Annotated in this window: 8 protein-coding genes; 2 read left to right on the top strand and 6 right to left on the bottom strand. The window is 73.0% G+C overall.

All coding sequences use genetic code 11. The features are described from left to right. Window positions 1–268 precede the first annotated feature (268 nt). Window positions 269–1,243 carry an Acg family FMN-binding oxidoreductase gene (locus Vqi01_RS23010; RefSeq protein WP_204036917.1) on the bottom strand — a complete coding sequence of 325 codons (975 nt, stop codon included), beginning with the start codon at window positions 1,241–1,243 and terminating at the stop codon, window positions 269–271. 271 nt (window positions 1,244–1,514) lie between these two features. Between Vqi01_RS23010 and Vqi01_RS23005 the strand changes: the two genes are divergently transcribed. Then, a complete protein-coding gene (locus tag Vqi01_RS23005) occupies window positions 1,515–2,153 on the top strand; it encodes a response regulator (protein WP_189042857.1) in 639 nt (212 codons plus the stop codon). Window positions 2,154–2,288: 135 nt separating this feature from the next. Here Vqi01_RS23005 and Vqi01_RS23000 read toward each other — a convergent pair whose 3' ends face one another. After that, window positions 2,289–3,917 (bottom strand): sensor histidine kinase, encoded by a 1,629-nt coding sequence (locus tag Vqi01_RS23000; RefSeq protein WP_372444414.1) that lies wholly within the window; start codon window positions 3,915–3,917, stop codon window positions 2,289–2,291. 189 nt (window positions 3,918–4,106) lie between these two features. Further along, window positions 4,107–5,111, bottom strand: a complete 1,005-nt coding sequence (locus Vqi01_RS22995) for an Acg family FMN-binding oxidoreductase (protein WP_239098593.1) — start codon at window positions 5,109–5,111, stop codon at window positions 4,107–4,109. A 293-nt stretch (window positions 5,112–5,404) separates the two neighbouring features. Between Vqi01_RS22995 and Vqi01_RS22990 the strand changes: the two genes are divergently transcribed. Next, window positions 5,405–7,303, top strand: coding sequence for a heavy metal translocating P-type ATPase (locus Vqi01_RS22990; RefSeq protein WP_204036918.1), 1,899 nt, complete (start codon window positions 5,405–5,407; stop codon window positions 7,301–7,303). A 62-nt stretch (window positions 7,304–7,365) separates the two neighbouring features. Here the strand turns inward: Vqi01_RS22990 and Vqi01_RS22985 are convergent, their stop codons facing one another. The 3 genes from Vqi01_RS22985 to Vqi01_RS22975 form a co-directional block, all read right to left on the bottom strand. Further along, window positions 7,366–8,235 carry a universal stress protein gene (locus Vqi01_RS22985; RefSeq protein WP_204036915.1) on the bottom strand — a complete coding sequence of 290 codons (870 nt, stop codon included), beginning with the start codon at window positions 8,233–8,235 and terminating at the stop codon, window positions 7,366–7,368. 11 nt (window positions 8,236–8,246) lie between these two features. Continuing rightward, window positions 8,247–10,640 (bottom strand): phosphoketolase family protein, encoded by a 2,394-nt coding sequence (locus Vqi01_RS22980; protein ID WP_204036914.1) that lies wholly within the window; start codon window positions 10,638–10,640, stop codon window positions 8,247–8,249. Window positions 10,641–10,755: 115 nt separating this feature from the next. After that, entirely contained in the window at window positions 10,756–11,583 is an 828-nt protein-coding gene (locus Vqi01_RS22975) for a universal stress protein (protein WP_204036913.1), read from the bottom strand. Window positions 11,584–12,406: the final 823 nt, after the last annotated feature.

The following is a 12,406-nucleotide window of genomic DNA, read 5'->3' as shown; positions in this document are numbered from 1 at the left end:
ACAGTGCGGCCCGGGTCGCCTGAGGCGCAGCGGAACGGCAAGAGCCGGCTACCGATACTTTTCCGGAAGTTGTTGACTCCTGTATCGGATGCAGCCCACCATTGCTGGTGCGAACCTTCGATGAAGGAGCCGGTCGGGTGGTAGCCCGCCGTGCCCGCGGCACCGTCGACCGAGCCCGCGTCGGCCGGACAATCAGGCGTCCGGCCGACGCGGGCGACCCTGCCGGTGGCTGAACGCCGCGCACGGCCGCGTGCCGCCGAGAAGCGTCCTATCCGTGGCGTACCGGCAGATCCAGCACCTCATCGAGCGGACGGCGGGGGATGGGCCGGCCGGGCTGGCCGTACCCGATCCGCATGACCATCTGCGGCGTGCCGAAGCGGCCCAGCGACATCCGGAGCTGTTCGCGTGCCGAGGGGACCTCGATCGGCTGGGACAACATCGAGGCCGACAGGCCGGCGTCGGTGGCGGTGAGCAGCACCCGCTGCAATGCCTGGCCGGCGACGACCTGGTCGATGGCGGTGTTGCCGGCCGAGCCGAGCACCGCGACGAGCGGCTCCGGCTCGAAGTCGCGCCCGGGCGCCCGCGGTCGGCCGCCGAAGTTGCGCGACGGGAGCAGGTCCTGCGGTTCGGCCAGTGGGCCACCGGCGGCGGCGGGTACGCCGTCGGATGCGTGCGTGGTGCGGATCCACGCCTCCCGCTCAGCCCGGTAGGCCGGATCACGTTCGAGGACCCGGTGCGCGCCGTGTGCGATCTCGGCGAACGCGTTGACCGCGCTGACCCCGATCAGCAGCTCCAGCCAGCAGAACTCGGCGCGTGCCGCCTCGCCGAGCCGCCAGCGCGCGTCCGCCGGCACCGGGTCGGGCCAGAACGGGGCACGGTTGCTGAACCGGCGGGGGATGGCCGCGTACAAGCTCCGCTCGGCGGGGGTCGGCCGGCGCGGCACGTCCGGCGTCAGCCGGGCCACCACATCCGGTTCCGACGGGTACGGGCGTAGCCGGACCGTGGCCGGCGCACCGGCCACCGCCAGCGCCAGGCGCAAATTGAACAGCGCCGCCCCGCAGGCGACCCGGGCACCCCAGTCGCTCGGGTCGGTCGCGGGCAACCGGCGAGCCGCGTCGACGAGCACCTCGATCCCGCCGTCGCGCAGCCGGAACCGCCACGGCTGCACGTTGTGCAGGGACGGAGCCCGAATCGCGTCGGTCGCCGCAACCCGCAACTGCTCGACGGTGTAGCCGCTCTCCATGATCGTGCCCCCTTAGCCTCCGCCTTCTCGTGGCACCTTCCACACTGCGCTCTCACCACCCCCGACCAGCAGGGCCACACGTCCCAACCCGCCAGGACCCCCTCCCCACCTTCACCCCCACCAAGCCGGTTGATCATGAAGTTGTTGTCACCCGGTTCGGCGTGTCGGAGCAATAACTTCATGATCAACGAGGGGCTGCGGGCGGGCCGGCAGGCGGGGTCGGGACCTTTGGCCCGGGTGCGGGCGGGGTGGGAGGAGGTAGAAAGGACGGATGATCCGGGTGTTTCTGCTTGACGACCATGAGGTCGTGCGTCGTGGCCTTGCCGACCTGCTGCATGCCAGTGGGGACATCGAGGTGGTGGGGGACTCCGGCTCGGCCCAGGAGGCGGCCCGGCGGATTCCGGCGCTGCGGCCCGACGTGGCGATCCTCGACGCCCGGCTGCCCGACGGCAACGGCATCGACGTCTGCCGCGACATCCGGGCCGTGGACTCCTCCATCAAGGGACTGATCCTCACCTCGTACGAGGACGACGAGGCGCTGTTCGCCGCGATCATGGCCGGCGCCTCCGGGTACGTGCTCAAGCAGATCCGCGGCACCGACCTGGTCGACGCGGTACGCCGGGTCGCGGCCGGCCAGTCGCTGCTCGACCCGGCGATCACCACCCGCGTGCTGGAGCGCATCCGCAGTGGCGTGGAGCAGCCCCGCGAGCTGCAGTCGCTGACCGAGCAGGAACGGCGGATCCTGGAGTACGTCGCCGAGGGGCTGACCAACCGGGAGATCGCCGGCAAGATGTTCCTGGCCGAGAAGACGGTCAAGAACTACGTCTCCAGCGTGTTGGCCAAGCTCGGCCTGGAACGGCGCACCCAGGCGGCTGTCCTGGCCACCCGCCTGCTCGGCAAGACCCGCTGACCCCGGCCGGCGGGCCTGCCGACGGCGGTGGCATCGGCTCCGTTCCGGCGGTGTGGCGGTATCGAAGCGGCGTGAATGCCGCAACTTCGCCGAAACGGAGTTGACCAGACGCGGCCGACGCCAGCCCGGGGCGGGTCAGTCGCGCAGGGGAACCGACCAGCGCACTTCGGTGCCGCGCGGCTCGGCGCGGCGTACCTCGAAGGTGCCGTCGTGGTGCTCGGCGCGTTCGCGTAGGTTCACCAGCCCGCCCCGGGCGGCGGCCGGGTCGCAGCCCACCCCGTCGTCGGTGACGCAGAGGGTGACCCGGGTGGCGTCGACGGCCACCTCCACCGACACCATCGACGCCTTGGCGTGGCGTACGGCGTTGGACAGGGCCTCGCGGAGCACGGCGGTGAGGTCGGGGCGGACCGCGTCCGGGACGGCGCTGTCGATCGGGCCGGTCAGCTCCAACCGGGGCCGGAAGCCCAGCGACTCCGCGGCCACCTCCACCGCCTCGCGGATCTCGGTGCGCAGCGCCGCGCTCACCGGGCTGCGCAGCTCGAAGATGGTGCGGCGGATCTCGGAGATGGTGGCGTCCAGGTCGTCAACCGCGGCGTTGACCCGCTTGGCCACCTCAGGCCGGGCGGCCAGCGGCACCGCGCTCTGCAACTGCAGGCCGGTGGCGAACAGCCGCTGGATGACCACGTCGTGCAGGTCCCGGGCGATCCGCTCGCGGTCCTCCAGGACCACCAACTGCTCCCGTTCCTCCTGCCCGCGGGCGCGTTCCATCGCCAGCGCGGCCTGCCCGGCGAAGCTGCCGAGCAGCACCACGTCGTCGTCGGTGGCGCCGCCGTGCTCGGTGCCGTACGCGATCACCAGGACGCCGTGCAGCGTGTCGGCGGTGGCCAGCGGGGAGACCACGGCCGGTCCGGTGTGCAGCACCGCCGGCCACGGCGCGGCGTGGGCCAGATCGTCCACCGAGTCGTGCCGCCCCTGCGCGGCCGGGCCGGCGAAGCTGGTGTCGGCGGCCGGCAGCACTGCGCCGACCAGGGCAGGGGCCTGGGTGCCCGCGCCGTCGACGACCTCCACGGTGAAGTGGTCGGCCTCGTCGTCGTAGAGCAGCACCAGAGCCAGCTCGGCCTCGGCGACCTCCCGGGCGCGGCGGGCCACCAGCGTCAGCGCGTCGGTGCGGCGTACCTCGCCGAGCAGCAGCGAGGTGATCTCGGCGGTGGCGGCCAGCCAGCGTTCCCGCCGGTGCGCCAGCGCGTACAGCCGGGCGTTCTCGATCGCCACGCCGGCCGCCGCCGCGAGCGCCACGACGATCTCTTCGTCGTCGTCGGTGAACTGTGCGCCGCCCCGCTTCTCGGCCAGGTAGAGGTTGCCGAAGACCTGGTCGCGGATGCGCACCGGCACCCCGAGGAAGGTGTGCATCGGCGGGTGGTGCGGCGGGAACCCGTAGGAGCGCGGGTGCTGGGTGATGTCCGGCATCCGCAGCGGTTTCGGTTCGTCGATGAGCAGGCCGAGCACGCCCCGGCCGTGCGGCAGGTCACCGATCTTCGCGTGCAGTTCGGCGGAGATGCCGTGGGTGATGAAGTCGTGCAGCATCCGGTCGGGGCCGATCACGCCGAGCGCGCCGTACCGGGCGCCGGCCAGGTCACAGGCCGCCTGCACGATTCGTTGCAGAGTGCTGCGCAGGTCCAGGTCGGTGCCGATCCCCACCACCGCGTCGAGCAGCGCGCGCAGCCGCTCCCGGCTGGTCACCACCTCGCCGACCCGGTCCAGCATCTCCTGAAGCAGTTCGTCCAGACGGACCCGGGACAGCGGGCTCAGCCCGAGCGAGGGTGGCTCCTGCCGGGGGTTCGGGGCAGCGGTCACCCCGCGATGCTATCCGGCGAGCCACCGGCAGACGCCGAACGGCGGAGCACGGCCGGGCGGCCCGGCGGGAACGCTCGGCGGCCGCAGCGGGCGGCCCGGTCAGGCGGTGCCGTCGACCGCTGAGGTGTCCACCACCTGCTCGCGCGGCAGCCGCGGGGTGTGCGGCGGACCGGCGTGGGCCGGGTCCGCGACCCCGAGACGCAGGACGAGGTACGGCTGGCCGAGCCCGGAGAGCACCCGACGCAGGATCTGCCGGGTGGCCGGCACCTCCACCGCCCCGCTGAGCGGCACCACGGAGACACCCAACCGGGTGGCGAGCAGCCAGGCGGCCGACAGCGCCTCGCCGGCGCGCAGCCAATCGACCGGGTTGTCCTCGTCCCCGTGCAGCACCCCGTACGACGCCGCCTGGTCGTGTCCGGGCCCGACCGGCAGGCTGCCGGGGCGGCCGAAGTCCCGTCCCGGGACGGTGCTCTGCGGCGTCTGCTCGGGCAGCACCTCCGCAGTCAGTCCGACCCCGCCGGAGCGGCTGGTCCAGTAGGCCAGTTCCTCGCGCAACTCGGGATCCTCCGCCTCCACGGCCGCGGCGTGCGAGGCGGCGGCGGCCAGTTCCAGGACCTGGTCCCGGTCGAGGATCTCCAAACGGGCGCCCTCTGCGGCGGCGGCCGAGGCGATCGCGGTCAGCATGTCCTCGGCGACGGGCTCGTCGCTGACCGGCCGCCGGTCGGTGTGCCGCACCTGCATGCACTGCACCATGCGCATCGCGTCGGGGTCGGCGCCGGTGGGTCGCAGATCGGCCAGCCGGGCGAGCAGATCCGGCTCGTCCGGGTCGGGCATCCGGTGCACGCTCGCCGTCCAACCCTCGGCGGCCAGCGCCAGTCGGGCGTGGTGCAGCGCGGCGCCGCAGCTGAGCGTCACCAGCTCGCCGGTCGGGTCGGTGGCCGCCAACCGGCGGTCGCGGATCACTCGCAACTCCAGTGCCTCGGGCAGCACCCGCCAGCGCCACGGCTGGGCGTTGTGCACCGACGGCGCGTGGCCGGCCATCGCGGCGGCTTCCGCGAGGGCGGTGGTCAGTGGGCGGCGGGTTGCCGGCGTCTGCTGGCTCATCGTCACGACCTTTCCGTCGGTAACATCGTGCCGCACCGCGCGACGGCCGCGAGGCGGGTCGGGTCCATCCTGTGCCATCGGCAGCCCGCCCGCACGGCCCGCTGGTCCCGCCCGGACGGGCACTCCGACCCGGAATCTGGCCGGAGCGCCCGGCGCCGGGCCCCGGAGGTTGGGACGATCCGCAGGTGGGCGACGAGCAGTCGGCGCCGGGCGGACCGCGGCGCGACGAGCGGGAGCACGGGCCAGAATCCCCGCCGGCGCGACCCGACCGGCCCGAGCCCGGCGGGGAGTGCCTGCCGGAGCGGCCGGCGCGACCCGAAGGCCATGAGCCCGGGACGGAGGGCCGGCCCGGCGGGCGACGCATCCGGTGGGGGTTGTGGGCACCGCTGACCGGGCTGACCGGGTTGGTGCTGGTCGGGGCGGTGCTGTGGCTGTCCGGGCGGGCCGGCGCGGCGGACGCGGTGTGGGCGGCGGTCACGTTGACCGCGCTGCTGCCCGCGGCCGTCTCGGTGCTGCGGGACCTCTGGCGGCGCCGGTTCGGCGTGGACGTGATCGCGGTGCTGGCGCTGGCCGGCGCGCTCGGCGTCGGGGAGTACCTGGCCGGGGCCGTGATCGCGGTGATGCTGGCCACCGGCCGGACCCTGGAGGCGTACGCGCAGCGCCGGGCGACCCGGGACCTGCGGACCCTGCTCGAACGGGCGCCGCGCACGGCGCGGCGGCGCACCGCCGACGGCGGTGTCGAGGTGGTGCCGGTGGACCGGGTGGCGGTGGGGGACCGGCTGCTGGTCGGCCCGGGTGACGTGGTCGCCGTCGACGGTGTCACCGAGTCACCGGCGACCCTGGACGAGTCGGTGGTCACCGGGGAGTCCCGGCTGGTCGAGCGGGCGGTGGGCGAGGCAGTGGCCAGCGGCGTGATCAACGCCGGTGCCGGGTTCGGGTTGCGGGCCACCGAGAGCGCCGAGCGCAGCACCTACGCGGGGATCGTCCGGCTGGCCGAGGAGGCGACCGCCCGCAAGGCGCCGACCGTACGGCTGGCCGACCGGTACGCTGCGGCCTTCGTCCCGTTCACTCTCGTCCTGGCCGGCCTGGGCTGGGCCCTGTCCGGGGACTTCATCCGGGCGGTGGCGGTGCTGGTGGTGGCGACCCCGTGCCCGTTGCTGCTGGCCACCCCGATCGCCATCGTCTCCGGGCTGTCCCGGGTGGCCCGTTGGGGCGTGCTGGTGCGCGACGGCGGTTCGCTGGAGGTGCTGGGCCGGGCCCGTACCCTGCTGGTCGACAAGACCGGCACGCTCACCGCCGGCCGCCCCCAGGCCGCGGAGACCGTCGTCGCGCCCGGCGGCGACGCCGACGAGGTGCTGCGGTTGGCCGCCTCGGTGGAGCAGTTGTCCCCACACGTGCTGGCGGCGGCGTTGGTGCGGCACGCCGGTGACCGGGGGCTGCGGCTGAGCATGCCGACGGAGGTGGTGGAGGAACCCGGCCGGGGGGTGCGCGGCCGGGTCGACGGACGGCCGGTCCGGGTCGGCCAGCTCGGTGGAGACCTGCCCGAGTGGGCCGAACAGGCCCGGTCCCGGGCCGAAGCGGCGGGACACTCCGTCGTCTGGGTGGCTGACGAGCGCGGCCCGCTGGGCGCCCTCCTTTTCACCGACCCGGTACGCCCCGACGCGCCCCGGGCTGTGGAGCGGCTGCGCGCCGCCGGGCTGACCCGGATCGTGATGGTCACCGGGGACCGGGCGGGCACCGCCCGGCGGGTGGCCGACAGCGTCGGCGTGGACGACGTGCTGGCCCGGTGCACGCCGCAGGAGAAAGTGGCCCGGGTGCGCGCCGAGGCGGATCGGGCGGTCACGGTCATGGTCGGCGACGGGGTGAACGACGCCCCGGCGCTGGCGGAGGCGCACGTGGGGGTGGCGATGGGCGCCACCGGAGCGACCGCCTCGGCCGACGTCGCCGACGCCGTGCTGACCGTCGACCGGCTCGACCCGCTCGCCGACGCGGTCGAGGTGGCCCGGTACGCCCGACGGATCGCCGTGCAGAGCGCCACGGTCGGGATGGGCCTGGCGGTCATCGCGATGGGCTTCGCGGCGGCCGGCCGACTGCCGCCGGTGGCCGGGGCGTTCCTCCAGGAGGGGATCGACGTGCTGGTGATCCTCAACGCGTTGCGCGCGCTGCGCGGCGGCCCCCGCCGGTCGGACTGACGGACCGCCGCGCGCTGCGCGACGGTCCGCCCGTCGGGTCGACACCCCGGCCACCGGCACGGTCAGCGTTCGCGGACCACCGCGACCGGGCAGTGGGCGTGCTGGATGAGCTGCTGACTGACCGAGCCGAGCAGCATGCCGCGCAGGCCACCGCGGCCCCGGGTACCGACCACCATCAGCTGCGCGTTGCGGCTGGCGTCGATGAGCAGGCCGGCGGGGGCCGCGACGGCGATCTCGACGGTCACCTCGACGTCGGGGAAGCTCTCCTGCCAGCGGCGCAACGGCTCGTCCAGTTCGGCGCGCTGCTCGGCCAGCGCCGCGTCGCGGGTTTGCTCGCCGGTGAGGTGCCGCTGCTCACGGCGGGGCTGCCAGGCCCGCACCACGCGCAGCGGCACCCGACGCAGGGCGGCCTGCTCGACGGCGAACCCGAGGGCGAGCAGCGATTGCTCCGAGCCGTCCACGCCGACCGCCACGTGCCCCGTCCGGGCGCGGTCGGCCGTGTCGCGGCGGACCACCACCACCGGGCAGTGGGCGTGCGCGGTGACACTGACCGCGGTCGAGCCGGCGAGCAGGCCAGCGAAGCCGCCGTGCCCACGGCTGCCCAGCACCAGCAGGCCCGCCTCGGCCGAGGATTCCGCCAGCACCAGGGCGGGCGGGCCGTCGAGCACCTCGCCGCGTACCGTCAGGTCGGGATGCGCGGCGGCGGCGTCGGCGGCGGCCTTGCGGACCAGCTCCTCGACCTGCTGCCGGGCCCGCTCGTCCGGCCACATCCCGGGCGTCACGCCGGGCCCGATCCAGCCGGCCACGGTGAGCCATTCGAAGACGTACGCCAGCCGCAGCGGCCGGCCGTCCCGGCGAGCCTGATCCAGCGCCCAGTTCAGCGCCGTCGCCGCGTCCGGCGAGCCGTCGTAGCCCACCACGATCTCGTTCATGACGGCACTCCTCACGGGTTAATCTGGTCGGTCTCGCGGATCCAGCGCCACTCGGCCACCCGGGGATCGTCCTCGCCGTGGCGGCGGGTGTAGTCGCGGCAGGACTGCCGGGCGTCGGTCATCTCCTGGCGCAGGTGCGCCATGCGGGCGGCCAGCCCCGGCACCCGGTCGATCACGTCGATCACGAGGTGGAAGCGGTCCAGGTCGTTGAGCATCACCATGTCGAACGGCGTGGTGGTGGTGCCCTCCTCCTTGTACCCGCGCACGTGCAGGTTGTCGTGGTTGGTGCGGCGGTAGGTGAGCCGGTGGATCAGCCACGGGTAGCCGTGGTACGCGAAAATGACCGGCTTGTCGCGGGTGAAGAGGGTGTCGAACTCCGAATCCGGCAGGCCGTGCGGATGTTCGGTGGGCGTCTGGAGCCGCATCAGGTCGACCACGTTGATCACCCGTACCTTCAGCTCCGGCACGTGCCGGAGCAGCAGGTCCGCCGCGGCCAGGGTCTCCAGCGTCGGTACGTCCCCGGCGCAGGCGAGCACGACATCCGGTTCGCTGCCGTCGTCGGTGCTGGCCCAGTCCCAGATGCCCAGCCCTCGCCGGCAGTGCTGGACGGCTTCGTCCATGGTCAGCCAGTTCGGCGCGGACTGTTTGCCGGCCACCACCACGTTTATGTAGTGCCGGCTGCGCAGGCAGTGGTCCATGGTGGAGAGCAGGGTGTTGGCGTCCGGCGGCAGGTAGACCCGGACGACCTCGGCCTTCTTGTTCATCACATGGTCGATGAAGCCCGGGTCCTGATGCGAGAAACCGTTGTGATCCTGCCGCCAGACGTGACTGGAGAGCAGATAGTTCAGCGACGCCACCGGCATCCGCCAGGGGATGCCCCGGGTCACCTTCAGCCACTTGGCGTGCTGGTTGACCATCGAGTCGACGATGTGGATGAACGCTTCATAGCTGGTGAAGATGCCGTGCCGGCCGGTCAGCAGGTAACCCTCCAACCAGCCCTGGCACAGGTGCTCGGAGAGGACCTCCATCACCCGTCCGTCGGGGGAGAGATGGTCGTCGCCGGGCACCGTGCCGGCCAGCCAGGCCCGGTCGGTGACCTCGAAGGCGGCCTGGAGCCGGTTCGAGGCGACCTCGTCCGGGCCGAAGAGTCGGAAGGTCTGCGGGTTGGCCGCGATCACGTCGCGGATCCACTTGCCCAGTTCGCCGGTGGCGCTGGCGACAGTCGCGCCGGGAGTGGACACCTCGACGGCGTAGTCGCGGAAGTCCGGCAGGCTCAGGTCACGCAGCACCTGCCCGCCGTTGGTCACCGGGTTGGCGCTCATCCGCCGGTCACCGTGCGGCGGCAGCGCGGCCAGCTCCGCGACCGGTGCGCCGGTGGCGTCGAACAGCTCCTCCGGCCGGTAGCTGCGCAGCCAACGCTCCAGCTCGGCCAGGTGCGCCGGGTTGTTGCGTACCTCGGCCAGCGGCACCTGGTGGGCGTGGTACGTGCCCTCGACCCGCTTCCCGTCAACCTCGGGTGGGCCGGTCCATCCCTTCGGGGTACGCAGGACGATCATCGGCCAGCGAGGGCGTTCGACGGTGCCGCCGGAGCGGGCTCGGCGCTGGATGGCGGCGATCTCGTCCAGGCACCGGTCGAGGGTGCTCGCCAGCAACTCGTGCACGGCGGTCGGCTCGTCGCCGGCCACCACGTACGGCTGGTAGCCGTAGCCGCGCATGAGGTCGAGCAGGTCGGACTCGGGGATCCGGTCGAGCACGGTCGGATTTGCGATCTTGTAGCCGTTGAGGTGCAGGATGGGCAGCACGGCGCCGTCGCGCGCCGGGTTCAGGAACACGTTGGACAGCCAACTGCCCGCCAGCGGTCCGGTCTCCGCCTCACCGTCACCGATGACGCAGGCGACCAGCAGGTCGGGGTTGTCGAAGGCCGCGCCGTAGGCGTGGCTGAGCGCGTACCCCAGCTCGCCGCCCTCGTGGATCGAACCCGGCACCTCCGCGGCCACATGGCTGGGGACACCGCCGGGGAAGGAGAACTGGCGGAACAGCCGGGCCATGCCCGTCTCGTCGCGGCCGATGCCGTGGTAACGCTCGCTCCAGGTGCCCTCGAGCCAGGTGTTCGCGACGATGGCCGGGCCGCCGTGCCCGGGGCCGGTGATGAAGATCGCGGACAGGTCGCGGGCGACGATGACCCGGTTCAGGTGGGCGTAGAGCAGGTTCAGGCCGGGAGAGGTGCCCCAGTGCCCGAGCAGGCGGGGCTTGATGTGCTCGGGCACCAGCGGTTCGCGCAGCAGGGGGTTGTCCAGCAGGTAGATCTGCCCGACGGTGAGGTAGTTCGCCGCCCGCCAGTAGGCATCCAGCCTGCGCAACTCGTCCTCGGTCAGGGTGCTCTGCGCCGCTACGACGGTGTCCATACCTGGCAGCCTCTCGCGAGTCGGTGGATCCTGCATCCGCAGTGTGCGGTTCGTTTCTCAGCCTCGTCGGATCGGCGGGCGTGGATCAGGGCCATTGGTCCCGTCGGCCTGGGTGTCATGGCCCGTCGGGTGGGCCGGACACGCCGCGTACCACGATCACCGGTGCCGGTGCGTGGTACAGCAGCGACTGGCTCACCGCGCCGAGCATGCCGCGCCACGGCTCGTCGCCCCGGGCCGCGACCACCGCCAGCTGTGCCGAGCGCGACTGGTGGACCAGCACCTCGCCCGGGTCGCCGCGCACGGCACGGCACTCGACCGCGACGTCCGGGTGGCCGGCGACGCAGCGAACCACCAGGTGGCGGAGCTGGTCACCGGCCTCGTCGACCTCCTCGTCCGGGTTGGCCACCCGCACCGCGAGCAGTCGGGCGTCCTGCCTGTCGGCGCAGGCGATCGCCCAGGTCAGCGCGATCTCCGAGGCCGCCGAGCCGTCCACCCCGACCAGCACCGGACCTTGCGGCGGTGGTTGTCGGCGGGTGATCAGCACCGGGCATCCGGCGCGGGCGGCGACCTGCACGGTGGGGCTGTCGGCCGGGATGCAGCGCTCGCAGTGGGCCATCCCGCCGTCGCCGATGGCCAGCAGGAAGGCCGACTCGGACCGGCGGACGAGGTTCGCCACCGCCGAGCCCTCGGTGATCTCGACGGTGACCGGGAGGTCCGGTTCGCTCTCCCGCACCGCGGCGGTGGCCTGCGCGATCAGTTTTTCGGCGTCGGCGCGGGTGCCGGAGACCGCCGGCGCCGACATCGCGGCCCAGTTGAAGGCGTGCAGCAGATGCAGCCCGCGGCCGTACGCGGCGGCCATCCGCGCGGCGGGTCGGACCACCGGCCCGACGTCGTCGGGGCCGATGCCGACGAGCAGGGGCGCGTCGGGTGCGGTTGCGGTCATCCGGCATCACCTCCGCAGCGGTCGCGCCCGGCCTGCGTCCGAGGCTAGCCGTGACGGCGCGGCCTCGGAGGGTGATCGCCACGGTGGGTTCCCGGGCAGCTGCTGCCCGGCGGTTCGCCGCTTGCCCAGAGGGCCGGACACCCGACATAGCCGCAACCCGCGCCGCTCACCGGACGAGAGATTTCGGCATGCCACAACTCGTGCCCGCCCGATCGGCCTGAACCCCCGACATAGCCGCAACCCGCGCCGTTCACATCCCCGCGACCTCAGGCGCCGCGGCCACCCCGCGTGGACCTACTTCGCCGGCCACTACCTGTTGCCGGTCGCTCCAAATGTCATCGCTTCATTTGAGCGGCTCGGTTTGGAGGGCGATCGGGCGCGATATGAGGTCGAGTAGAGACCCAAGCTGGTGCTGGAACCGATCTTCGAGGCGATGGCGAAGTCGTCGCCACAACAAATGACGCGAAAATAGCATGACCGAATGCCCGTTCGGGGCGGCGAGTCCGTCTCCTGTGCGGGACAATAATCATATGCGGCAGCTACAGTTGTTTACCCCCACTGCAGAGCTGGCCAAAATCCGTGACCGGACGGCATCGGAGAAAATTCTGCCCCAGCATTGACGAATTCCGCCGCATTCATGAACAACATCGCGCACGGGGCCTCACCCGTCGCCACGCCGAACGTCTACGCCACACCCGAGCCAAGTCGCGTGCCTTGCCGCGGCAGGCTCGCCCAACCATCCCCGTTACCTTTTTGATCGTCCCCAGCCGGGGACTCCTCGGTCGCCCGGCTCGGTATGACTTGGTGAGTCCGGCAATAGGGG

Origin of the sequence: Micromonospora qiuiae, from assembly GCF_016863555.1 — a bacterium.
Classification (GTDB): domain Bacteria; phylum Actinomycetota; class Actinomycetes; order Mycobacteriales; family Micromonosporaceae; genus Micromonospora; species Micromonospora qiuiae.
The sequence above is the reverse complement of the archived record's forward strand: the minus strand, read 5'-3'. Positions and strand labels throughout refer to the sequence as shown.